This is a genomic window from Propionivibrio pelophilus DSM 12018 (genome assembly GCF_059569095.1).
Window position 1 is genome coordinate 1 of record NZ_JCANUT010000046.1, and the last position, 23,904, is coordinate 23,904.

General features: G+C 63.0%; 23 protein-coding genes. 15 read left to right on the forward strand and 8 right to left on the reverse strand.

Translation table 11 applies throughout. The features are described 5' to 3' along the window. The 8 genes from BO74_RS15775 to BO74_RS15810 form a co-directional block, all read left to right on the forward strand. Positions 1–594, forward strand: a 594-nt coding sequence (locus BO74_RS15775) for a TRAP transporter large permease subunit (protein ID WP_496443447.1), incomplete at its 5' end; no start/stop codon positions are given. 45 nt (positions 595–639) lie between these two features. Further along, a complete protein-coding gene (gene ltnD, locus BO74_RS15780) occupies positions 640–1,545 on the forward strand; it encodes an L-threonate dehydrogenase (RefSeq protein WP_496443449.1) in 906 nt (301 codons plus the stop codon). Between the two features lie 27 nt (positions 1,546–1,572). Then, on the forward strand, positions 1,573–2,850 hold the full coding sequence (gene otnK, locus BO74_RS15785) for a 3-oxo-tetronate kinase (protein ID WP_496443451.1): 1,278 nt from the start codon (positions 1,573–1,575) through the stop codon (positions 2,848–2,850). Continuing rightward, complete coding sequence (gene otnC / locus BO74_RS15790) at positions 2,847–3,500, forward strand: 3-oxo-tetronate 4-phosphate decarboxylase (RefSeq protein ID WP_496443453.1); 654 nt, start codon at positions 2,847–2,849, stop codon at positions 3,498–3,500. Before otnK ends, otnC begins: the two co-directional genes overlap by 4 nt. Before the next feature lie 10 nt (positions 3,501–3,510). After that, entirely contained in the window at positions 3,511–4,284 is a 774-nt protein-coding gene (gene otnI, locus BO74_RS15795; protein ID WP_496443455.1) for a 2-oxo-tetronate isomerase, read from the forward strand. After that, positions 4,284–5,258, forward strand: coding sequence for a D-erythronate dehydrogenase (gene denD, locus BO74_RS15800; protein WP_496443457.1), 975 nt, complete (start codon positions 4,284–4,286; stop codon positions 5,256–5,258). The genes otnI and denD overlap by 1 nt, the downstream gene beginning before the upstream one ends. A gap of 164 nt (positions 5,259–5,422) precedes the next feature. Further along, positions 5,423–6,838 carry a TonB-dependent receptor gene (locus tag BO74_RS15805; RefSeq protein ID WP_496443459.1) on the forward strand — a complete coding sequence of 472 codons (1,416 nt, stop codon included), beginning with the start codon at positions 5,423–5,425 and terminating at the stop codon, positions 6,836–6,838. Then, on the forward strand, positions 6,835–7,611 hold the full coding sequence (locus BO74_RS15810; protein WP_496443461.1) for an N-acetylmuramoyl-L-alanine amidase: 777 nt from the start codon (positions 6,835–6,837) through the stop codon (positions 7,609–7,611). The genes BO74_RS15805 and BO74_RS15810 overlap by 4 nt, the downstream gene beginning before the upstream one ends. A gap of 22 nt (positions 7,612–7,633) precedes the next feature. Here BO74_RS15810 and BO74_RS15815 read toward each other — a convergent pair whose 3' ends face one another. From BO74_RS15815 to BO74_RS15830, 4 genes are all read right to left on the reverse strand, one after another. Then, positions 7,634–9,511: a D-apionate lactonase family protein gene (locus tag BO74_RS15815; RefSeq protein WP_496443463.1), complete on the reverse strand. Its 1,878-nt coding sequence runs from the start codon at positions 9,509–9,511 to the stop codon at positions 7,634–7,636. Between the two features lie 11 nt (positions 9,512–9,522). Continuing rightward, positions 9,523–10,536 carry a Gfo/Idh/MocA family protein gene (locus BO74_RS15820; protein ID WP_496443465.1) on the reverse strand — a complete coding sequence of 338 codons (1,014 nt, stop codon included), beginning with the start codon at positions 10,534–10,536 and terminating at the stop codon, positions 9,523–9,525. Positions 10,537–10,859: 323 nt separating this feature from the next. Then, positions 10,860–12,248, reverse strand: a complete 1,389-nt coding sequence (locus BO74_RS15825; protein ID WP_496443467.1) for an FAD-dependent oxidoreductase — start codon at positions 12,246–12,248, stop codon at positions 10,860–10,862. A gap of 47 nt (positions 12,249–12,295) precedes the next feature. Then, positions 12,296–12,535: a CDGSH iron-sulfur domain-containing protein gene (locus tag BO74_RS15830; protein ID WP_496443469.1), complete on the reverse strand. Its 240-nt coding sequence runs from the start codon at positions 12,533–12,535 to the stop codon at positions 12,296–12,298. A gap of 198 nt (positions 12,536–12,733) precedes the next feature. Here BO74_RS15830 and katG point away from each other — a divergent pair, with 198 nt between their 5' ends. After that, positions 12,734–14,944, forward strand: coding sequence for a catalase/peroxidase HPI (katG, locus tag BO74_RS15835; RefSeq protein WP_496443471.1), 2,211 nt, complete (start codon positions 12,734–12,736; stop codon positions 14,942–14,944). A gap of 58 nt (positions 14,945–15,002) precedes the next feature. On the opposite strand, the gene norR is transcribed toward katG, so the two are convergent. Beyond that, positions 15,003–16,559, reverse strand: coding sequence for a nitric oxide reductase transcriptional regulator NorR (gene norR / locus BO74_RS15840; RefSeq protein ID WP_496443473.1), 1,557 nt, complete (start codon positions 16,557–16,559; stop codon positions 15,003–15,005). Between the two features lie 301 nt (positions 16,560–16,860). Here norR and ytfE point away from each other — a divergent pair, with 301 nt between their 5' ends. Next, positions 16,861–17,526, forward strand: coding sequence for an iron-sulfur cluster repair protein YtfE (ytfE, locus tag BO74_RS15845; RefSeq protein ID WP_496443475.1), 666 nt, complete (start codon positions 16,861–16,863; stop codon positions 17,524–17,526). A gap of 154 nt (positions 17,527–17,680) precedes the next feature. On the opposite strand, the gene BO74_RS15850 is transcribed toward ytfE, so the two are convergent. The 3 genes from BO74_RS15850 to BO74_RS15860 all read right to left on the reverse strand — a co-directional run bounded on the left by BO74_RS15850 (position 17,681) and on the right by BO74_RS15860 (position 20,040). Continuing rightward, complete coding sequence (locus BO74_RS15850; RefSeq protein ID WP_496443477.1) at positions 17,681–19,186, reverse strand: NYN domain-containing protein; 1,506 nt, start codon at positions 19,184–19,186, stop codon at positions 17,681–17,683. Positions 19,187–19,469: 283 nt separating this feature from the next. Beyond that, complete coding sequence (locus BO74_RS15855; RefSeq protein WP_496443479.1) at positions 19,470–19,790, reverse strand: type II toxin-antitoxin system YafQ family toxin; 321 nt, start codon at positions 19,788–19,790, stop codon at positions 19,470–19,472. Then, on the reverse strand, positions 19,762–20,040 hold the full coding sequence (locus BO74_RS15860; RefSeq protein ID WP_496443481.1) for a type II toxin-antitoxin system RelB/DinJ family antitoxin: 279 nt from the start codon (positions 20,038–20,040) through the stop codon (positions 19,762–19,764). Before BO74_RS15860 ends, BO74_RS15855 begins: the two co-directional genes overlap by 29 nt. 190 nt (positions 20,041–20,230) lie before the next feature. Between BO74_RS15860 and BO74_RS15865 the strand changes: the two genes are divergently transcribed. The 5 genes from BO74_RS15865 to arsN2 are packed head-to-tail and all read left to right on the forward strand — an operon-like array spanning position 20,231 to position 23,883. After that, complete coding sequence (locus tag BO74_RS15865; protein ID WP_496443483.1) at positions 20,231–20,530, forward strand: ArsR/SmtB family transcription factor; 300 nt, start codon at positions 20,231–20,233, stop codon at positions 20,528–20,530. Positions 20,531–20,557: 27 nt separating this feature from the next. Continuing rightward, complete coding sequence (locus tag BO74_RS15870; protein ID WP_496443485.1) at positions 20,558–21,073, forward strand: arsenate reductase ArsC; 516 nt, start codon at positions 20,558–20,560, stop codon at positions 21,071–21,073. Next, entirely contained in the window at positions 21,070–22,155 is a 1,086-nt protein-coding gene (arsB, locus tag BO74_RS15875) for an ACR3 family arsenite efflux transporter (RefSeq protein ID WP_496443487.1), read from the forward strand. The genes BO74_RS15870 and arsB overlap by 4 nt, the downstream gene beginning before the upstream one ends. 43 nt (positions 22,156–22,198) lie before the next feature. Beyond that, on the forward strand, positions 22,199–22,651 hold the full coding sequence (locus BO74_RS15880; RefSeq protein WP_496443489.1) for a YaiI/YqxD family protein: 453 nt from the start codon (positions 22,199–22,201) through the stop codon (positions 22,649–22,651). Then, the gene (arsN2, locus tag BO74_RS15885; RefSeq protein WP_496443491.1) at positions 22,648–23,883 is read left to right on the forward strand and encodes an arsenic resistance N-acetyltransferase ArsN2; all 1,236 of its coding nucleotides are present in this window, start codon (positions 22,648–22,650) and stop codon (positions 23,881–23,883) included. The genes BO74_RS15880 and arsN2 overlap by 4 nt, the downstream gene beginning before the upstream one ends. The last annotated feature ends 21 nt before the right edge of the window (positions 23,884–23,904 follow it).

Sequence of the window (23,904 nt, forward strand, 5' to 3'; positions counted from 1 at the left end):
GGCGTGTTCACCCCGACCGAAGCCGCGGTCGTCGCCGTCTTCTACGCCCTGATCGTCGGCATGGTCGTTTACCGCGAGATCCAGTTCAAGGACCTCTACATCATCTTCCGCAAGTCCGTGATCTCCTCGGCGGTGATCATGTTCATCATCGCCAACGCTGGCCTCTTCAGCCTGCTGATCACCCGGGCCGGGGTGCCGGAAGCGATCGGCGACTTCCTGAAGGAACACCTGACCTCGGCCGGCATGTTCCTGATCGGGGTCAACGTCGCGCTGTTCTTCATCGGCATGTTCATCGAGACCTCGGCGTCGATCATCGTGCTGGCGCCGATCCTGGTGCCGGTGGCGGCGAAGTTCGGGGTGGATCCGGTGCACTTCGGGACGATCATGGTGGTGAACCTGGCGATGGGGATGATCACGCCGCCGTTCGGGGTCAATCTCTTCGCGGCCTGTACGGTGGCCAAGATCTCGCTCGATCAGATGATCAAGCAGTTGATCCCCTTCGTCCTCGCCGTCCTCTCCTTCCTCATGATCATCACCTACGTGCCCCAGGTCTCCCTCTTCCTCCGGGATCTCGTCTATGGGGTGGCTGCGTAAGCACAGTTGATTTGTAACTATTGAATTGAATTGGAGAATCGGAAAATGAATGCAGCAGTCAAGAAACCTGTCGGCGTCGTCGGTCTCGGCGCGATGGGAATGGGTGTGGCCATGTCGCTGGTGCGCGCCGGGTTCGAGGTGCATGCCTGTGATGTGCGTCCTGAGGCTGTCCAGAAGGTGGTCGATGCCGGTGGCGTCGCCGCCGAATCGCCGGCGGCAATGGCGCCGTTGGTCGATGTGCTGATCACCGTGGTGGTCAACGCCGACCAGACCGAAGCCGTCTTGTTCGGAGAGAAGGGCGCTGCGCCGCACATGAAACCCGGTTCGGTGGTCATCGCCAGCGCGACAGTATCGCCCGAGTTCGCCAAGGCGTTGGGCAAGCGCCTGGCCGATGCCGGCCTGCTGATGATCGACGGCCCGATTTCCGGTGGCGCCGCCAAGGCGATGGCCGGCGAGATGACGGTCATGTCGTCCGGTTCGCCCGAAGCGTACGCCAAGTGCGAGGACGTGCTCGATGCGATCGCCGGCAAGGTCTATCGCCTCGGCGATGAAGTCGGCCCCGGCTCGGTGGTCAAAATGGTCAACCAGCTGCTGGCCGGCGTGCATATCGCCGCAGCGGGCGAGGCGATGGCGCTGGCGATCCGTGCCGGTGCTGATCCCGATCAGGTTTATGAAGTGATCACCAACAGCGCAGGCAATTCGTGGATGTTCCAGAACCGCGTGCCGCACATCCTGGCGGGCGACTACACGCCGTTGTCGGCGGTCAACATCTTCGTCAAGGATCTCGGCATCGTCCTGGATTACGCGAAGAAGAATGTTTTCCCGCTGCCGCTGTCCGCTGCCGCGCACCAGATGTACATGTCGGCGTCGGCCGCCGGGCATGGCGGCGAGGACGATTCGGCCGTGATCAAGGTTTTCCCGGGCATCAAGCTGCCCGAACCGAAAAAATAATTTCTTTCATCAAACAAGGAGCAGTAAATGACAGTTCTGCTTGGTTGCATTGCCGACGACTTCACGGGCGGCACGGACTTGGCCGGCATGCTGGTGAAGGCCGGCATGCGCACGGTGCAAATGATCGGCGTCCCGCAGGAGCCGATCGGTGACGACATCGATGCCGTGGTGATCGCGCTCAAATCGCGCACCAACCCGGTCGAAGACGCCATCGCCGAATCGCTTGCCGCCCTGCGCTGGCTGCAAGCCGCCGGCTGCAAGCAGTTCTACTTCAAATACTGCTCCACCTTCGACTCCACCCCGCGCGGCAACATCGGCCCGGTCGGCGAAGCGCTGATGGACGCCCTGCACAGCGACTTCTCCATCGCCTGCCCGGCCTTCCCGGTCAATGGCCGCACCATCTACAAGGGGCACCTCTTCGTCGGCGACATCCTCCTGTCCGACTCGGGCATGCGCAACCACCCGCTCACCCCGATGACCGACGCCAACCTCGTCAAGGTCCTGCAAGCCCAGATCAAGGGCAAGGCCGGCCTCGTCGATTCCAGCGTCGTTCGCCAGGGACCGGAGGCCATCAAGGCCCGCTTCGCCCAACTCAAGAGCGAAGGCTGCAACTTCGCCGTGCCGGATGCCCTCACCAACGACGACCTGATGGCCATCGGTGGCGCCTGTGCCGACATGCCGCTCGTCACCGCCGGGTCCGGCATCGCCCTCGGCCTGCCGCAGAACTTCGTCAAGGCCGGCCTGCTCGCCGAAGCCCAGGTTGCCGACGCCCTCCCGGCCACCGGCGGTCTGCGCGCCGTCATCGCCGGCAGCTGCTCCATCGCCACGCAAGGGCAGGTCGCCGCCATGCGCGAGAAGCATCCCGCCTTCAACATCGACCCGTTCGAACTCGCCCACGGCAAGGACGTCGCTGCAGAAGCGCTGGCCTGGGCCAAGGACAAGATCCAGAAGGAACCGGTCCTCTTCTACGCCACCGCCACTCCTGAAGCCGTCAAGGCCGTGCAGGCCCAACTCGGCACCGAGAAAGCCGGCACGCTCGTCGAAGACGCATTGGCTGCCATCGCCCAGGGCCTGATTGCCATGGGCGTTGGTCAACTGATCGTCGCTGGCGGCGAAACCTCTGGCGCCGTCGTCAAGGCCCTCGGCGTCTCCGGCCTGCGCATCGGCCCGGAGATAGACCCCGGCGTGCCCTGGACCACGGCGATTACCAAGAACACCGCCGAGAAGCCGATCGCCCTCGCGCTCAAGTCCGGCAACTTCGGCACACCTGATTTCTTCCTCAAGGCCTGGAGCAAGCTCGCATGACCGCCATCCTCTCCGAAGAAACCCGCGAACGGGACAAGATCGCCCGCCTCTCGCGCTCGCTGTACGAGCGCGGCCTGACGGCCGGCAGCAGCGGCAACATCAGCGTCCGCTTGTCCGAAGGCTGGCTGCTTACCCCGACCAACTCCTGCCTCGGCGAGCTTGACCCGGCGCGCATCTCCAAGCTCGACTGGGACGGCAACGTGCTCGCCGGCGATCAACCCTCGAAGGAAGCCTTCCTGCACCGCGGCATGTACGAAGTGCGTCCGAAGGCCGGCGCCATCGTGCACCTGCACTCGACGCACTCGGCCGCCGTCTCCTGCATGTGCGGACTCGACCCGGCCAACTGCATCCCGCCGCTGACCCCGTACTTCATCATGAAGATCGGCCGTCTGCCGCTGATTCCGTATCACCGCCCCGGTGACAAGGCGCTTGGCGACGTGATCAAGACGCTCGCGCCGAAGCACAGCGCCGTGCTGCTGGCCAACCACGGCCCGGTCGTCTCCGGCCCGGACCTCGAAGGCGCGATCTACGCCTCCGAGGAGCTCGAAGAGACCGCCAAGATCTTCCTGCTCCTGCAGAACGCCAAGACCAACTGCCTCAACGCCGAGCAGATCGAAGAACTCAAAGTCGCATTCAAACTGGATATCTGAAAGGACTGTCATGCCGAAGTTTGCCGCCAATTTGTCGATGATGTTCAGCGAAGTGCCGTTCCCCGAGCGCTTCGCCGCCGCTGCCAAGGCCGGGTTCAAGGCCGTCGAATTTCTTTTCCCGTACGACTATACGCCGGCCGAAGTCGCCGGCTGGCTGAAGGAAAACAACCTCGAAAGCGCGCTGTTCAACCTGCCGCCGGGTAACTGGGCGGCCGGCGAGCGCGGTATCGCCTCGCTGCCGGGGCGTGAGCAGGAATTCCGTGAGGGCGTGGCCAAGGCCATCGAATTTGCCTTGGCGATGGGCACGCCGAAAGTCCACTGCATGGCCGGCCTGTTCCCCGCCGGTGCCGATCGCGCCAAGCATCGGGCGGTCTATGTCGAGAACGTCCGCTACGCCGCGCAGGAACTCGCCAAGCACGGGCGCATGCTGGTGATCGAGCCGATCAATCCGCGCGACATGCCCGGTTACTTCCTGAACACGCAAGGGGATGGGCACGAGATCTGCAAGGAAATCGGCCTGCCGAACCTCAAGGTGCAGATGGACTTCTACCACTGCCAGATCGTCGAGGGCGACCTGACGATGACCTTCAAGAACAACTTCGCCGGCATCGGCCACGTGCAGATCGCCAGCGTCCCGACCCGCAACGAGCCGGATCAGGGCGAAATCAACTACAGCCACATCTTCAAATTGCTCGATGAAATGGGCTACGATGGCTGGGTTGGCTGCGAATACAAGCCGCGCGGCCGCACCGAAGACGGTCTGGGATGGCTTAAGGAGATGTGATGAAGGTTCTGATTACGGGGGGCGCCGGGTTTCTGGGACGGCGGCTGGCAGCCAGGTTGCTGCAACGCGGAACGCTGAAGAACGCCGAACTGCGTGAAGAAAAGATTGACCAGATCACCCTGTTCGACGTCGTGCCCGCGCTCGGATTCGAGGATCCACGGATCAAGGTGGTGACGGCGGACGTTGGCGACGCCGACGCGCTGGCCAAGGTCATCGACGCAGAAACAACCTCCGTATTCCACCTGGCGGCCATCGTCAGCCGGCAGGCCGAAGACGATTTCGATCTCGGCCTCTCGGTCAACATCGATGCCTCGCGCAAGCTTTTCGAAATCTGCCGCAAGGTCGGGCATAATCCGAAGCTGGTTTTCGCCAGTTCGCTCGCCGTCTACGGCGGCGCATTGCCGGAGGTCGTGCAGGACGACACGGTGTTGCAGCCGAAGACCTCGTTCGGCGTGCAGAAGGCTGTCATCGAACTGCTGCTTTCCGATTACCGGCGCAAGGGCTTCATCGACGGCCGGGTGTTGCGCCTGCCGACGATCGCCATTCGTCCCGGCAAACCGAACAAGGCGTCCTCATCGTTTGCCAGCAGCATCATTCGTGAGCCGCTGAACAACATGAAGGCCGTGTGTCCGGTGACCCAGGACATGAAGCTCTGGCTGATGTCGCCGCGCCAGGCGATCGAATGTTTCATCCATGGGCACAACCTGGGCGCGGAGGCCTTCGGGCAGCGTCATGTCCTTAATCTGCCGGGGGTGACGGTTTCCGTGCTCGAGATGATCGAGGTGCTTGGCAAGATCGCCGGTGAACCCGCGACCCGGCTGATCCGCTGGGAGCCGGATCCCGCCGTTCAGCGCATCATCCAGACCTGGCCGACGCGCTGGGACATGAGCCGGGCGCACATGCTCGGATTCAAGGGCGATCAGGACTTCGAAAGCATCGTCCGGGCGTTCATCAAGGACGATCTGGTCGGATAGTTTTCACAGATTCACCCGAAAAGGCCCAAGGCTCGCATGAACGCGGGCCTTGGGCCTTGTTTTTCGCTATCCTTCCGGCTTTGTTCGACCGGAACTCAATGCGCCGGCTTCGGGTCTCTCCCCAGCCTGAAGACGGCGTAACCTGATTAGCGACTGGAGACCTCATGCGCGAACGCGACACATCCCTGACGACCGACCAGAAGGCGCTGGCCGTCAACCTCGACAAATACAAGTTCGGCACGATCGTCGAAATCGGCGCGGGACAGGAAGTGGCGCGCCGATTTTTCCAGGTTGGTGCCGCCGCCGGAACCATCGCCAAGACGATGTCGGCGTACGACATGGCGGTCAGCGACGACATCTACGGCCAGGTCGACCGCTATGTGAGCCGGGCGCGGGTCCTGCAGATGCTCGACAAGGAGTTCAGCCAGGTCGTCTCCCGCCTCAGCGAAGTGCGGCCGAAGAACACCACCTTCTTCGCCTACGCGGCCACCGTGACGGCGCGCAGCTTCAAGCAGAAGAACGAGTGCCACGGCTGGGTCGGTATCCGCCTGCAGTTGCATCCCGGTGCCGAGCCGAGCGACGTGATCCTGCACGTGCGCATGCTCGACAACGACAACGCGCAGCAGAGCGATGCGCTGGGCATCCTCGGGGTTAACCTGATCCATGGCGCGTTTTTCTACCACCAGCGGCCTGAGTGGATCGTCGAAGCCTTGGCCGATAGCCTTGGCCCGGAGCGGATCGAGGTGGACCTGATTCACTTCTCCGGGCCGTATTTCGAGGAAGTCGAGAACCGGCTGATGAACCTGCACCTGGTGCGCAGCTGGCTCACCCGTACGGTGGTGTTCAATCCGGCGGGCGAGGTCGTGGTGCCGGGCGAACTGTTCTACCGCAAGCCGGTGATGGTGATGCGCGGCCACTTCAAGCCGGTGACCAACGTTAATGAGGACATGATGGCCGCCGGCCTCAAGCAGTTCAGCCAGCTGGCGGCGGTCGATGACTCGCAGATCGTCTCGCTGGCCGAGGTGACGATGAATTCGCTGATCCACGAGGACAATGTCGTCGATGCCGATTTCCTCGCCCGGGTCGATCTGCTCGGGTCGATGGGCTACACGGTGATGATCTCCGACTACCTGCGCTACTTCCGGCTGCGCGCCTACCTGCGCCGCTACACGCAGAAGCCGATCGGCATCGTGCTCTCGGTGCGCGACTTCCATTACCTCTTCGACGAGAAATACTACGAGGGCCTTGAAGGCGGCATCCTCGAAGCGTTCGGCAAGCTGTTCCCGGACAACACCTACGTGTACGTCTATCCTTCGCGGCCGCGCGGCTCTGACAAGTCAGCCGAAATCACGCTGGACAACGTGCAGGTGCCGGCCAACCTCCGGCACCTGCTCGACTTCCTGCGCGAGAACAACAAGATGCTCTCGCTGATCCCGCTTGACGACCGGCACATGCACATCGATGCCACCGAGGTGCTTGCCGCTCTCCGTCGCGGGCGCGGCGAATGGGAAAGCGACGTACCCGAGGCAGTCGCCCGGCGCATCGTCGAGCGGCGGCTGATGGGCTTCGACAGCGAATGACGCGACGGTGGCAAGTGATCGGAAAAAAGCGGGTTGCCGCCTGCTTGCTGCCGGTTGTCCTGGCGCTCTCCGCCTGCGCGCCATTGGCGCCACTTCCTGCAGGGGTTACGCGGAAGGTGCCGTCGCCGAACTTCGACGCGCGCCGGCCCAACCTGGTCGTCCTGCACCACACCAGCAACGGCACGATTGACAGGGCGCTTGCCACCCTGACCAATCCGGAGCGCAAAGTCAGTGCTCACTACCTGATCGGACGCGACGGCGAGGTCGTGCAGCTGGTCGAGGAAACCGATCGCGCCTGGCACGCCGGGAAGTCCTGGTGGGGCGGCAATACCGACATCAATTCGAGCTCGCTCGGCATCGAACTCGACAACGACGGCGACGAGCCGTTTCCCGACGTGCAGATCGACGCGCTGCTCGGCCTGCTCGGCGGTATCCAGGAGCGCCACGGCATTCCACGTGCGAATTTCGTCGGCCATGCCGACGTGGCGCCGGGCCGGAAGATCGATCCCAGTGCCTGGTTTCCCTGGCCGCGACTGGCCGAGAACGGCTTCGGCCTGTGGTGTGACGCGCCCTGGGCGCCGGCGCCGGAAGGGCTGGATTTGCTGAGCCTGCTCACCGCACTGGGCTATTCGCCCATCGACCCGGATGCCGCGCGGTACGCTTTCCGACTGCATTATGCCGCCGGAAGCGAGGCGATGACGGAGAGCGACGAAAAGGCGCTGGCGTTCTGTTTGCTGAATCAGCGGCTGTTGGAGAACGGTGCCGGAAACTGACGGCACGCATCTTCCTGGGTGCTTATCCCTTTGCCATGACGAAGCGCATCGCCGCGTAAGGCTTCAGCTCGAATTCGGTGACCGGCGACTGGTTTTCAAAGCTCATGGGTTGCAGACATCGCCACGATTGAGGCTGGTCGCTGACGTTCGCGGCGATGCCTTCGAGTGAACCGTTGTCGTTTTCCCAAGCCAGGGCGGAAATCTCCGCCGAGGAGACAGTCACGGGGACGATCCGCTTGCCCGCCGCGGCCGACAAGTGGCGCAGGACCGACCAGCAAGGAACCGGTGTCGTCCCTCCGTCGGGAAGAGGGCCGCTGGCGCCGTGGGATGCCTGCAGGCTCAGAACGTCGATGCCCAGCGGAGCCGCCGCCGCGGCATAGGCCGCTGTCCAGGCGGCACCGAATTGCGCACGATGTCGCGGGTCCGAATCGGCCATCGCGAGCCGCTCGAGCGTCCGGTTGGCTGAGGGCGCTTCGCCATACGGATTGCGTCGCATCGCGATGGACGCAGGTCCGAGTCGGTAGGGAAGTGCCGGCCAAAGAGCTTTTACGCTCCGAACGATGTGCGGCAACGTCTCCATCGTCTGCATCACGGAGCGATCATCGGCCGCATGCACGATCGGACAGGTGCTGTGGCCAATGAAGTCCAGTCCCTCCGCCGGCGGCCGTTTTCTGTTCAGCTCCGTGAAGTAGGTGAACATTCCGCCACCGATCCTGGCCGATGAAAAATTCTTGCGCGCGGCGTTGGCATAGTCCACGAGGGGCGGCAAGTCCGGCCAGACATCCGTGGGCTGGTAGCTCTTGAGATACGCCGCAGGCAGCAGCCGCACCGCATCGACCGCCAGTCCTGCGCGGGTGCACGCGTCTGCGACAGCTTCTGCCGCGTCATCAGGCGTCAGCGTGTCCGGTACCACGGCGTCCAGCTGCACGCAGACGGGCAGTCCGGCGCGTAACGCCGCGGCCGTGGTCAGGTCATCGATGGCGTCCGGATCGCGAAAGTCCGCCTCCATCACCCACCAGCCGGCGTCAAGTGCCCGCAAGGCGGCGTTTTCTTCGGCGGTCGCGCTGCGCAGACCTGGCGGAACTCCTGCCCCGATCTGAGGCATGCGTACTTCACCCGGCGCCCCGATTCCCACGGTGGCTTCGTTGGTCTTGCCGGTCAAGGCCGGCGCTCGGCCACTGCTGCTGACTACGCCGAGATGCACCTTCTGCGTGTAAGCGTGATCCTTCTTGAGCACATAGGGCCATGGGTCCAGCAATGAGCCAACGTACGTCTTGAACGATGCGTCCGACCAGTTGCGCTGATCTTCCATCTCGAACTTACTGGCGGGATCTGCCGGAAGGTCGGCTTCCAGCCGGCATTGCACGAGCACGCCGTCCGCGGCGGAATAGGTGAGGCAACGAATGTCGAAGACGGGCTGCGACGGGCTGATCTCGCGCGGGAAGCTGCTTTGACTCGTTGTGCCGTCGGTGTGCTCGACTTGCAGTTCGCGTCCCGCAACGCTTGCGGGGTGCAGTACGACAAAACCGCAGCGGCTGGTTTCGATGTCGGCGTCCGGGGTCGCGACGACCTCGAACACAAGCACGCCGTCACTCGTTCCTTCAATACGGGCACGGGCGCGAAGATGTCCCGCCGGGGTGCTTATGGTGAGTTCGAAACGGACCGCAAACGTCTCGTCGTGCGCGTCGATCGTGACATCCCCGATCGTTGCCGGTGCCGTACCCCAGTCGCGGTCGCGCAACAGATACGAGACACCCCGCACGATCTCGACGTCGTCCCAGCGGATGTCACGCAGTCCACCCTCACCGAATGAACACGACAATCGACCCGCGACCAGGCGGCGCGATGGCACGACCTGCTGCGTTGTGCCAAACTGTTCTAATAACGTTTCGTTGTCCATGCGTTCAGCACCTACCTGACGTTGACCGGTTCGCCGGCCGCGGCGTACGAACGCTCGACCAGTTCCAGGGTTTTCAGGTTGTCCCGTCCCGAGGTCTGCGGTTCAACGCCTTCGCGCAGGCAGTCGAGCCAGTGTTGCTGGATGTTCAGCACGCTATCCTGAATGTTGAACCACGGCCGTTCGGCCCACGGGTGCAACGGGGGCTCGCAACTCGTGCTGTACGACTCCCCGTCGACCCGATGCACGGAGAGCACATAATCGGCGCTCACCTGTATCGATCCGGCGTTTCCGTCAATCTCGATCAGCGTCTGCGGGAACAACTCCTTGGAGCGTGGTGATGCATAACTGCAATCCACCACGCTGGTGGCGCCGTGCTGATGTGACAATAACATCGTGGCGACATCCTCGCCGGCGATGCCTTGATTGACGCGTTGGGTCGAAGCGCCGATCACCCGGGCATCTCCCAGAAGGTAACGCGCCACGTCGAGGATGTGAATGCCGAGATCTTCGATGATGAAGCGGGAACCCTTCGCCAGATACGGCTGTGCGCGGTAGACATCGAATGCCGATCTGAAGCTGAAGCGTCCCCAGAAGGGCGTTCCGATCGCGCCACTCTGGAGGACGCGGCGCACCGCCTGGACCGGCGTCTGCCAGCGGAAGTTCTCGTGCACCATCAATGAAATCCCAGCTGCCTCGCACGTATCGACCATCGCTTGCGCGTCGTCGAGATCCGGCGCGAATGGCTTCTGGCAAATACAGGGCACACGCGCCGCCGCGGCCATCTCCACGAGCGCCCGGTGGCTATTCACCGTTGTGGCGATATCGACGAAGTCGAGTTGCTCGGAGGCAAAGAGCTCCCTGGCATCGGTGTAAGTACGATTGATGCCGAACTCCGAGGCCATGGCACTCAGCCGCGTTGCGTCAGTGTCACAGAGTGCGACAATCTCGACACCACCCAGCTGGCCCCAAGCGTGCAGGTGATTTCGAGAGAAAAAGCCGCAGCCGATCAATGCACCTTTCATCATTCGGAGTTCCTCCTTTAGTCGATCTCCCGGTTTTCCCGTTCCTTGAAGACACTGCTTACATTGATTGCCAGGGATTCTATCAGGGCATGAAACTCCAAATCTGTTGGCTCATGGATTCCAGCAAAGTGATTGCGTGAATGTCGTGTGCATCAGCGCCTCCCCCGCAATGGGGAGGGTATGCGAACTACCCGTGCGTCATTCCGGCGCAGGCCGGAATCCAGATTTTCGGAGCACGAACTGGATCCCGGTCTGCGCCGGGATGACGGAGTGTTCGCGATAGGTGCATACGACAGCCCTTGAACGGGGGGCGAACGTCCATGCGATTACCCGGTGGATTCCAGCATCGCCGGCAACTGCGCCGTCAGCGCCTGGGTCTTTGCCGTAGCGCTGCCGAGCAGGGCGAAACCCAACAGGTTGCCGCCCGGGCTGTGATAGAGCGCCTCAACACCTTCTTCAAGCGCCTGGCATGTCCAGCTGCCGTCCACCCCCGCGGCCGGCGGGCAGACCACCGTCGGACAGGCAGGGGTCTTGACCACTACCGGCATGGCCGGGTAACGCAACGGTGTCGGCGTGCCGGTCAGGGTTCGGGCCAGCGCGGCGGCCTGGTGCATGATCGGGAGGATGAAGGGCAGGTTCAGACCGGCGATTTCCGCGCAGTCGCCGCTGGCGTAGATCCCGGGGATGGAGGTTTCGAGGAGCCGGTCGGTGACGATGCCGCGCTGGCAGGCAATGCCCGCCGCCTGCGCGAGGGCCGTGCGCGGGCGCAGGCCGATCGCGGAGAGAATCCGGTCGACGAGGATTTTCCGGCCGTCGGCGAGTTCGATGCGGTAACCGTCGCCAGCGTTCCAGATCGCCTTCGCCGAAACACCGAAGAAGAACTCGATACCCTCTGCCTGCAGCGCCGTGGCGAAGTGCCGTCCGGCCGGCTCCGGCAAGAGGCGGGAGAGCGGCCAGCCGGCGGGGTCGATGACGAACGCCTTGATCTTGCGGCTGGCCAGGTCGTTGGCGAACTCGCAGCCGATCAGTCCGGCGCCGATCACGGCCACCGACTTCGCGTTTTCCAGGCTTTCATAAAAACGGTTGAAATCGTCCAGATCATTCACCGACTGCACGGTGTTCGCGGCGTCGCCCTCCATGGGAACGCGAATCGGGTCCGCGCCCCAGGCGATCACCAGGCGTTCATAGGCGAGTTCGGTGTCAGCGGTGCCATCGGCGATGCGCAACAGCCGTTTGTCCGGGTCGATGCCGGCGACCTCGGTATGGGGGCGGATGTCGGCGTTCAGCTCGGTGGCCATTTGCCCGGCGGTTTTTGTCTGCAACTGCGCCGGGGTCTTGTGGTTGGCCAGGGCATTGGAAAGCGATGGCTTGGTGTAGAAGCCGCCACCATCGCGGGTGATCAGCCGCAGCGGAGTGGAGCTGTCGATCTTGCGGAATTCCCGGGCGAGCGTGTAGCCGGCCAGTCCGGTGCCGAGGATGGTCAGGGCGGGCGAATCGGCGTCGCGAGGGGCGACTGTTTGCCCGGCCGGGGTCGCCGGTGTCTTCTCCGGTTCGACAACGACCATCTGGAAGTCGCTCTTCCCGGCCCCGCAGACGGGGCAGTGCCAGTCTTCCGGCACGTCTTCCCAACGGATGCCGGCGGGGATGCCTTCTTCGAGGCATCCCTTGGCCTCGTCATAAATCCAGCCGCAAATCGCGCATTCGTAGGTCTTCATGGCGGTAGTCCCGTTTCCCTGTCGATCAGCGTGCTGATGCCAATTTCCTAGAGCGACTTGTGCGTGCCGTCACAGAACGGTGGATTCCCTGTCTGCTTGCAGGCGCAGAAAAACACCTTCTTGTTCTCTTCCGCGGTGTATTTCCTCGGTGTGAATTCCGTGCCCTTGTGCGAACCGTCGCAAAACGGTTGCGACTGGCTGCGGCCGCAGGCGCACCACCAGTAATCCTTTCCTTGTTCGACATCGACGGGGCTGGGCGCCTTGGCGGCGATTTCAGGTTTGCTCATGGATGACTCCTCCGAAAAGCGCGCCGCGAGGGCCGGGCGCGCCGTTTCAGTCTAGCAAAGGGCGATTGTTTCGCCAGGCGCGCTTCGATAGCCCGAGCGCATCGCTTCGATTGGCTTAATTCATTTGAAACACGAACGTGAGAAACCTAGACTGCCAGTGTCGTAGTCGATACTTCATTCAAAGAGGGGGAATAGTCCATGAGCAACGAAAGTAAATGCCCGTTCGCCGCGGTGCACGGTTCACGCACGACGGTCAGCATGCAGTCGAACCAGGACTGGTGGCCGAACCAGCTGAATCTCAAGATCCTGCACCAGCACGACACGAAGTCCAATCCGCTCGGCAAGGACTTCAACTACGCCGAGGAATTCAAGAAGCTCGATCTTGCCGCGGTGAAGAAGGACCTCGTCGCCCTGATGACCGATTCCAAGGACTGGTGGCCGGCCGACTGGGGACACTACGGCGGCCTGATGGTCCGCATGGCCTGGCATAGCGCGGGTACCTACCGCATCGCGGACGGGCGTGGCGGTGCCGGCACCGGCAACCAGCGTTTCGCGCCGATCGGCAGCTGGCCGGACAACGTCAACCTCGACAAGGCGCGCCGGTTGCTCTGGCCGATCAAGCAGAAATATGGCAACAAGATCTCCTGGGCCGACCTCCTGATCCTGGCCGGCAACTGCGCACTCGAATCGATGGGCTTCAAGACCTTCGGCTTTGCCGGCGGGCGTGTGGATATCTGGGAGCCCGAAGAGGAAATTTTCTGGGGCGCCGAAAGCGAATGGCTGGCGACCAGCGACAAGCCCAACAGCCGCTACTCCGGCGAGCGCGATCTGGATAATCCGCTGGCCGCCGTGCAGATGGGCCTGATCTACGTTAACCCCGAAGGGCCGGACGGCAACCCGGACCCGGTCGCCTCCGGCCGCGACGTGCGCGTGACTTTCGCCCGCATGGCCATGAATGACGAGGAAACCGTCGCGCTGGTCGCCGGCGGCCACACCTTCGGCAAGTGCCATGGCGCGGGTGATGCGAAGCTCGTCGGCCCCGAGCCGGAAGCCGCATCGCTCGAAGAAATGGGCCTCGGCTGGAAGAACAGCTTCGGCACCGGCAAGGGCGTGCATACCACCAGCAGCGGCATCGAAGGTGCCTGGAAGCCGAATCCCACCACCTGGGACAACGGCTACTTCGAGATGCTCTTCGGCTACGAGTGGGAGCTCGTCAAGAGCCCGGCCGGCGCCAAGCAGTGGCTGGCCAAGGACGTCAAGGAAGAACACATGATCCCCGATGCGCACGACCCGTCGAAGAAGCATCGGCCGATGATGACCACGGCGGACCTCTCGCTGCGCTTCGACCCGATCTACGAGCCGATCGCCCGTCGCTTCCACAAGGACCCGCAAGCCTTCGCCGATGCCTTCGCACGCGCCTGGTTCAAGCTGACCCACCGCGACCTCGGGCCGCGCTCGCGCTACCTCGGCCCGGAAGTTCCGGCTGAAGCGCTGGTCTGGCAAGACCCGGTGCCGCCGGTCGATCATCCGCTGATCGACGCGAAGGACATTGCCGACCTGAAGGCCAAGGTGCTCGCCTCCGGCCTGTCCTCCGCCGAGCTGGTGTCCACCGCCTGGGCCTCGGCCTCCACCTTCCGCGGTTCGGACAAGCGCGGCGGCGCCAATGGCGCGCGCATTCGCCTCGCGCCGCAGAAGGATTGGGAAGCCAACCAGCCGGCGCAACTGGCCAAGGTGCTGGCCGCGCTCACGCGCATCCAGTCGGAATTCAACGCAGCCCAGAGTGCCGGCAAGGGAGTGTCGCTCGCCGACCTGATCGTGCTGGCGGGCTGTGCGGCCGTCGAGCAGGCGGCCAAGGCGGCCGGCTACACCATCGAAGTGCCATTCAGCCCCGGGCGCACCGACGCGACGCAGGAACAGACCGACGTCGAATCCTTCGCCGTGCTCGAACCGCTCGCCGACGGCTTCCGCAACTTCCTCAAGGGGCCGTCAGGCGTACGCCCCGAGGAACGCTTGCTCGACAAGGCGCAACTGCTGACGCTCTCCGCGCCGGAAATGACGGTGCTGATCGGCGGCCTGCGTGCCTTGAACGCCAACAATGGCCAGTCGGCGCACGGGGTCCTCACCCAACGGCCGGGCGTGCTCAGCAACGACTTCTTCGTCAATCTGGTCGACATGGGCACCGAGTGGAAGCCGACGTCCGAGGCGGGCGAGCTCTTCGAAGGGCGCGACCGCACGACGGGGGCGTTGAAGTGGACCGCCACGCGCGTCGATCTCGTTTTCGGCTCGAACTCGCAGCTGCGTGCGCTGGCCGAGGTCTACGCGCAGGACGACGCGAAGGAGAAGTTCGTACGTGACTTCGTCGCCGCGTGGAACAAGGTGATGAATCTGGATCGGTTCGACCTGAAGTAATGACAAACGAAGCCCCGGCAGGTCCAGACGCTGTTCCGTTCTGGCCTCCGGGGCTTTTTCATGACTTCAACCCGAGGCGACGCGAGAGCTTGTGCAGATTGCTCGCGTCCAGATCGAGCTGGCGAGCCGCTCGCGCCCAGTTGCCGTTGCAGTTGAGCAGCGCTTGCCGGATGAGCTGGCGCTGATAGGCATCGACGGCGGTTTTGAGCGGCAAGGGGGCGGCAGCGGGCGGCGCCTCGTCCGGATGAGCACCTTCCGTCGACCGCGATTCGCCACCGGGCAGGTCCAGGTCGAGCAGCTCCGGCTCCAGCGTCACGATTCCGGAACGGTCGGCGCCGCGGCTGATGGCGCGCAGGGCGGCGCGGCTGATGACGTGTTCGAGCTCCCGTACATTCCCCGGCCAGGTGTAGGTGCATAGCGCCGTTTCCGCACGGGGGGAAAGGCGCAAGCCGCGCACTCCGAGCCGGGCGCGGTTGATTTCGAGAAAGCGGCCGGCCAGCAACAACACATCGTTGCCGCGTTCGCGCAGGGGCGGAATCTGCACCGGATAGACGGAAAGCCGGTGGTAGAGATCGGCGCGGAAATGTCCTTCGCGGACGCGGTCGTGCAACTGGCGATTGGTCGCGGCCACGATCCTGACATCGACCTTGTGCGGCTGGTCGGCGCCGAGGCGTTGGACTTCGCCGTTCTGCAGCGTGCGCAGCAGCTTGGCCTGCACGGGCAGCGGCAATTCCCCGACCTCGTCGAGAAAGAGCGTCCCTCCTTCGGCCGCCTCGATCCGTCCGGCGCGTTCGCCGAGCGCACCGGAAAAGGCGCCTTTGACGTGCCCGAACAGTTCGCTTTCGGCCAGCGATTCCGGGAGCGCAGCGCAGTTGACCTGCACCAGCGGCCCGTCGGCGCGTTTCGACGCCCGGTGCAGATGGCGGGCGAACAATTCCTTGCCGACACCCGTTTCACCCAGCAACAACACCGGCAGTTCCGACTCGGCGACGACATCGAGTTCCTGCATCAGCGCCCGTAGCGGCGGGCTTTGCCCCACGATCTCGATTTCACCCTCGATCGCGGAGGCCGGCGAAGCAGCGTCCTGAACGAGTCGCCCGGCGCGCAGGCGGCGGTTTTCCTCTTCGAGCCACGAGACGCGCAGAACCATCTCCACCACGCGGGCCGTTTGCGCCAGTTCATCCTGCGCGGCTGCGCTGAAAACGTTGCCGCTCAGCGCGTCCAGCGTCAGCGCGCCCCACAGGTCGTCGTTCAGCGACAGACGGATTCCCATGCAGTCATGCACCGGCAACGGCTCGCCGGGATGCTGGTCGAGCAAGCCGTCGTACGGGTCGGGCATCGGGCTGCCGGGCGGGAAGCGGACGGGCTCCCGGCTCGCCAGAATCGCCGCCAGGCGCGGGTGCTGGGCCAGCAAGAAGTGACGACCAAGTGTTTCATGCGCCAAACCGTCGATGGCGGCCGGGCGCAGGCCATCGCCCTCGGTCTTCAGCAAGCCGACCGCGCCGCAGCCGAAATGCCGGCGTACGGCAGCCACCAGGTGCTGCAGCCGGACTGCCTGCGGCGGTTCGGTGACGAGGTCGGCCACGAGATCGGCGATCGGGAAAACTGATGTCATGGTGAAAAGTACCTCTTTAAAGGTAGTTAAGACCGTCTAAGGATACGGTAAAAAAAACCACAAAAATATAAATTATCGTTAAATCAGCGAATTAAAAACAGGCACGGGGATTGCAATGCATAAGCCACTATTGCTTCGGCACGATGAAGTAAAAGACCGCGTCATACCGGCGTACGCCGGTATCCCGTATCGGAGAGCAATCGCCGGCTGGACCCCGGCCTTCGCCGGGGTGACGAGTTCAGACATTACCTCGCCGAATCAATAACCCACTACACAACTCAACCACACGAAGGAAATCGCCATGAACCTGCTTGAACAACCCATCGGACAACTCGCTTGCGCGCTCCCCGGCTCGACCCGGATTTTTCACCAGCACAAGCTCGATTTCTGCTGTGGCGGGCACAAGACGCTGCGCGAGGCGGCCGAAAAGCGCGGGGTCAACCTCCAGATCCTGGTCGATGAACTCAGTCCGCTCCAGAGCCTCGGCGCCGCGGATCGCGATTGGCGTGCCGCGCCGGCGTCGGAACTGATCGACTACATCCTGCGCCGTTTTCACGAACGTCATCGCCAAGACGTCCCCGAGTTGATCCGTCTCGCCCGGCGCGTCGAGGAAGTGCACGGCGATCGCCCGGACTGCCCGACCGGCCTGGCCGATCATCTCGAACTCATGTTCGAGGAACTGCTCAGCCACATGATGAAGGAAGAGCAGGTGCTCTTCCCGATGCTGCTCGAAGGCAATGACCGCATGGCCCGCTCGCCGATCGCGGTCATGCGCTCCGAGCATGACCAGCACGGCGAGGCGCTGGCCGGACTGGAAACCCTGACCAACGACATGACCGAGCCCGCTGATGCCTGCAACACCTGGCGCGCGCTTTACGCGGGCTTGCGGCAACTGCGGGAGGATCTGATGCAGCACATCCACCTCGAAAACAACATCCTGTTCCTCAACGCCGAACGGCTCAATTGAGGCGGGGTTGAAGGTGCTCTCCCGGCGTATCGCCGGGGCGAGTACCGTGCGTGTCTTGTGTATCGCCCGGTTGCGACTTGACTTGAGACAGAAAAATCTCGTGGTTTGGTGGCTTTGGTAGTCTCGGGAACTGGTTTTTTGTTGTTTTCGTGCTTCAAAGCAAGTATTCGCACCCGATCCAGTCATGAATAGCCTTGTCGGTCTGGTCGTCCAGTACGAATTGCTCCTGCAGACAGAGCGAGCGAACATTGTTAGCAAGTTTCTGCGCCAGTGTCGCGGCGTCGTTCGGGCCTTCGTCAAAAGTATGACCACGTATGCTCAGGCCACGCAGTACATGAGTGACATCGTCTCGACTGACCGGCAAGCCTGACTCCTTGCAGCGGTCGCGGACGCGCTTCCCTGTCTCCATGAGATGAAAGGGGGTCTCTGCGACATCTAGGGCAATCGACGCGATGAGGTTCCGGTACTTCTCCGGTGAGAGTAATGGCACATCGGTCACCTCATGAATCTGCTTGGCGATCCTGAAGAGGTTCTTGTCCGGCCAGTCGGCGGCGACCGGAGGTTGTTGCGCAGCCTTGGTGGCCGGTTTGGCGGGATCGTACGCGATGCCGCCCGAGCCGTTCCAGTCGAACTCGATCGGGGTGATATCCAGAGATTCAATGAACTTGCGGAAGGTGCCTTTTCCGTCCCAGTCCGCCGCCAGACTGGCGTCCAGGCCGGTCAGTACAGTCGCCAGTCGGCCGCAGGGCACCGGCTGTTCGGCCTTGGCGACTTCAGCCTTGATCGCGTTGGCCACCGTGTCCAGCAAATTGGCCTTTTTCCGTTGGTTTGCCGCGCCATTTTGCTTGGCAGGCTGCGCGTGTCGTCGCGGATCGTAAATAGTCCCCCCCGATTCCCAGCAGACGACCAGCGGCGCCAGTTCCAGCGACTCAAGCAACGATCGGAAACTACCGAATCCTGCCCAGGAGGATGCATCCAGACCGTCGATCTGCGTCAGCAGAAAGGAGGCGACCTTGGAGAGTGGTACCGGCGCTGCCGCTGCGCGTACCTCCTGCTGGATTAATTGCAAAGCACGCGGGCCGCATTCGGCGGCAGAGGTGCCTGCCTGCGGGGCTTCAGCGGGCGGTGGGGCCGTCGTTTCGTCGAAGTTAAGCGCATTGCGGACGAAATCATCCTGATCGATCAGCAAATCGGCCGACGCCCGATAGGCCGCCGAAGGAAAGCCGATGGCCAGCACGGTCGTGCGCCGGTCCCAGCGGCGCAGCTTGCGCAGCACCGGGGTGAAGTCCGCGTCGGCCGAGAAAACGATGAATTCGTCGTAGTGGGTTTCGTGCTGTAGCAGATCGACGATATCCAGCACCATGTTGATGTCGGTGCTCGTCTTGCCTTCGCTGGTTAGCGCAGGACAGTCGATTATTTCGAAGCCGGCCAGGTTGAACGATGGCCGAAAACGCTGGTAGGCCTGGGGGTTCAGGTAGCAGCGGCGGACCAGTACGCGCCGCTTCGCACTCGGCGCGGTCGGTTCGGGCATCTCCAAAGACTTGATCAGCCAGTTCATCCAGACTGTCGGGTTGCGGGCGAATTGGTCTGCTGTTTCCTGGTCCAGACGGCGCAGACCGGAATAGACGTTGTCGAAATCAACGAATAGGGCGCTTTTCATTTGATGGTTTTCTGGTTCGAGGGTTGGCGATCTTTTTCTGCGAGAAGCGGTGCCGGGGGTTGATGTCTGACCACGTTACGGCACCTCGACTGCACGCGCCACGTCGTCGTGGCATTCGGCGCATTTGCCTGTCATCAGCAAGTCACCGCCTTTGATCATTCCGCTGAAATTGGTGCTCGCCCCATACATTGGCTAGCAGGCGCTGACGGATTTCGGCAGGGATTGATTCCCAGCGCTGGGGGGCTGGTGGGGTGAAACCAGGAAGTGATTCGATGATCATGGCCTACTCTTCGAACAGTTCCGAGTGCGTACCGGCGCGCACAAAGATGATGGTATTGCCATCCAGCCGGTAGATCAGAAGGAAGTCGCCTCCAATGTGGCACTCGCGGTGGTCGGCCCAGTCGCCCTTGAGCCGATGATCCAGCCATTCGGGGCTCAGCGGCGCATCGTTGGCGATGAGCAGCAACATCACTTCTTTCAGGTGCTTGAGGTCGTATCGGCCCGAGCAGGAAAGGCGTTCCCAGTCTTTGAGGAAGACCTTGGTGTAATCGCACGCCCTGGGGGGCGAGGCCCGTTTACTGTTGGCGGGCTTTTTCGAGGTCATCAATCAATGCATCGGCAGAATCGAAACGCGCGGCGCGGGCTTTCGTGATTGCGCGGGCTTCTTCGATTGCCGCGCGGGTCTGGGCATTGGGAACCTTAAGCTCCAGCGGGAAGGCCTGGTCGTTGACCACTCGCTTGAGCAAGATGCGCACGGCATCCGACACAGACAGCCCCATGGCTGCCAGTGCTTCGCTGGCTTGTGCCTTGATTTCGTCGTCCACGCGGACGTGCAGCATGGTGGAATGGGCCATGGTCAGAACCTCCGTTTTTTGCGAATTTTGTATCTCTTTTGCGATACGGTCAAGTGGCTTAAGGGGCGGGCACGAGGTGACTCCACGATTGGCTGTTGGCGTTCGCTGCTTGGTCGGCCTCTCGTGGGCCGAGTGCGGAGACAAAAAATGTCTCTTGTCTCATCGATAATAGTTCCATATTATTGGAAATATGGAAACCAAAGACGCTGTCAATGCCTTCGCTGCGCTGGCCCAGGAAAGTCGCCTGGCCGTGCTTCGCCTGCTCGTGCAAAACGGCCCGGACGGGCTGACGCCGGGGGTGATCGGCGAGGCGCTGGCGATGCCGGCGCCGACGCTTTCGTTCCATCTCAAGACGCTGGCGCAGGCCGGGCTGGTGGTGGCGACGCAGGAGGGGCGCTTCGTGCGCTACCGCGCGGCGATGCCGGCCATCCGGGCGCTGGCGGCTTTTCTGACAGAAGACTGCTGCAAGGGGCAGCTTTCGATTTGCTGATTTTTGCTGATTCAACGAGGAGAACCCGTGACTACCAATCAACCGATCAACGTGCTGGTGTTGTGCACCGGCAACTCCGCCCGCTCGATTCTCGGCGAGGCGCTGTTCAACCATCTGGGGCAGGGGCGTGTGTGCGCTTTTTCGGCTGGCAGCCAGCCGTCGGGCAAGGTCAATCCGGTGGCGCTGGAAACGCTGGAGAAGCACGGTGTGCCGCTGCCGTCGGACGTGCGCAGCAAGTCGTGGGACGAGTTCGCTGCGCCCGGTGCGCCGCACATCGACTACATCTTCACGGTTTGTGCCAGCGCGGCGGGCGAGACCTGCCCGATCTGGCCGGGGCATCCGACGACGGCGCACTGGGGCATCGCCGATCCGGCGCATGTGGAGCCGATCGAGGCGCGGCGCGAAGCGTTTGAAGTCGCCTATCAGGCGTTGGAGAAGCGCATCAAGGCCTTCCTGGCGCTCGATCTGGGAGCGATGTCGGCGAAGGACGTGGCGACGGCCGCGCGGCTGATCCATGAGGCTGCGGGAGCAACCGGGCAATGAGCGCGCAATGTGAAGTGGCCATCAAGCAGTCGGCAGGCGCGCCGATGAGCGTCTTCGAGCGCTATCTGACGGTTTGGGTGTTCCTGTGCATCGTCGCCGGCGTCCTGCTCGGTCAGACCTTGCCCGGCGTCTTTCAGGCGATCGGCCGCATGGAGGTCGCGCAGGTCAATCTCCCGGTCGGGCTGCTGATCTGGGTGATGATCATCCCGATGCTGGTGAAGGTCGATTTCGGCGCACTGCACGAGGTACGCCAGCATGTGCGCGGCATCGGTGTCACGCTGTTCATCAATTGGCTGGTTAAGCCGTTTTCGATGGCCTTTCTCGGCTGGCTGTTCGTCCGCCAGCTCTTCGCCCCGTATTTGCCGGCCGATCAGCTCGACAGCTACATCGCCGGATTGATTCTGCTGGCGGCGGCGCCGTGCACGGCAATGGTTTTCGTGTGGAGCCGCCTGACCAAGGGCGATCCGCTGTTTACGCTGTCGCAGGTGGCGTTGAACGACACGATCATGATCTTCGCCTTCGCGCCGCTGGTCGCTTTCCTGCTCGGCATTTCGGCGATCACCGTGCCGTGGGACACCCTGTTCACTTCGGTCGTGCTGTACATCGTCATTCCGGTGATCCTTGCGCAGCTCTGGCGAAAATCCTTGCTCAAGGGCGGTCAGGCGGCGTTCGACGCGGCGATGGAGAAGATCGGCCCGTGGTCGATCACCGCGCTGCTGGCCACGCTGGTACTGCTCTTCGCCTTCCAGGGCAAGGCGATCATCGAGCAGCCGCTGATCATCGCACTGCTCGCCGTGCCGATCCTGATCCAGGTGTTCTTCAATTCCTCGCTCGCCTACTGGCTGAACCGGAAGGTCGGCGAGAAGCATGCGGTGGCCTGTCCGTCGGCGTTGATCGGGGCGTCGAACTTTTTCGAGTTGGCCGTGGCAGCGGCGATCAGCCTGTTCGGCTTCGAGTCCGGCGCGGCGCTGGCGACCGTGGTTGGCGTGCTGATCGAGGTACCGGTGATGCTGCTGGTGGTCAAGGTGGTCAATCAGACGAAGGGCTGGTACGAGGTCGGTTTGAATCCGGGCGGTCAATGACCTGTCGTAGAGTGATCGAGTTATTTCTTCGAGTGGTGTTGCCATGAAAATCTGGGTTGATGCCGACGCGTGTCCGGTGGCGGTCAAGGAAATCCTCTACCGGGCGGCCAACCGTACCCAAATTCCGCTGGTGCTGGTTGCCAACCGGATGCTCCGCGTGCCGCCTTCCCCCTGGATCACGGCCCTGCAGGTGCCGGCCGGGTTCGATGTGGCGGACAAGCGGATCGCCGCGGAGGCGCAATCGGGCGATCTGGTCATTACGGCCGATATCCCGCTGGCCGCCGAAGTCATCGCCAAGGGCGCGGCAGTCATCGATCCGCGGGGTGAGTTGCTGACGACGAGCAATATCCAGGAACGCCTTGCCATGCGCAATTTCCTGGACAGCCTGCGCAGCAGCGGTGTCGAAACCGGCGGGCCCGCGGCGCTCTCCGACGCGGATCGGAAGACGTTTGCGGACCAGCTGGATCGGTTGCTGACAAGGATGAATAAAGCATGAGTGCGACGAAACACGACGAAGTCCGTCGGGCGGTCCGCCAGCAATATGGGCAGATTGCCGAGAACAACAGCTGCGGCTGCCGTCCGTCCTGTTGCGGGGCGTCGCCGACTGAGGTCGACGCGCTCTCGCAGGCGGTGGGTTATTCGGTTGATGAAACAGGCGCCGTGCCCGAAGGCGCCAACCTGGGTCTGGGCTGCGGCAATCCGCAGGCGATTGCCGCGCTCAAGGCCGGCGAAACGGTCCTCGACCTCGGCAGCGGGGGCGGCTTCGACTGCTTCCTGGCAGCCCGGCAGGTTGGCGATCACGGGCGGGTGATCGGTGTGGACATGACGCCGGCGATGGTGTCGAAGGCGCGGGAGAATGCCGAGAAGGGCAGCTACAGGAACGTCGAGTTCCGCCTGGGCGAAATCGAGAATCTGCCGGTTGCCGATGGCATTGTCGATGTGATCATTTCCAACTGTGTAATCAACCTCTCGCCGGACAAGCCGCGCGTTTTCGCCGAAGCGTTCCGGGTGCTGAGGCCCCGCGGCCGTCTGGTGATTTCCGACGTCGTCGCCTTCGCGGAGATGCCCGCCGAATTCCGGCGGGACATGGCGCTGCTCACCGGCTGCATGGCCGGTGCGTCGCTGATTTCCGAGGTGGAGGCGATGCTGGGCAACGCCGGCTTCGAGCAGATTCGCATCGTGCCGAAGAACGAGAGCAAGTCGTTCATTCGCGATTGGGCGCCGGGTACGGCGGTGACCGATTATGTCGTTTCGGCGACAATCGAAGCCGTCAAGCCTGCGACCGGATCTTCCATCGAGATGCGCCCGGCACAACCTGATGACTTTCCCGCCATCATTTCGCTGCTGACGGCATGTCATTTGCCGACTGGCGATTTGAACGCGGACGCGATCGAAGGCTTCATTGTCGCGGTGTCCGGAAACGCGCTGGTCGGCGTTTGCGGGCTTGAGGTTTTCGGAACCGCGGGCTTGCCGCGTTCGCTCGCCGTTGCACAGGAATGGCGCGGGCGCGGCATCGGCGAGCGCCTGGTCGCCGAGATCGAGCTACGGGCCCGGGATGCGGGTGTCGGCGCCCTCTACCTGCTGACGACGACCGCGCAAGCGTATCTGCAGCGTCTGGGGTATGCGGATGTCCAGCGAGACGCGGTGCCGGAGACCATCGCCGCCCATCCCCAGTTTCGCGGCCTGTGTCCGGCCAGCGCCAAGTGCATGCGCAAGCGCCTGGATTAGTCTTTTCGCGACAAGGCAAGC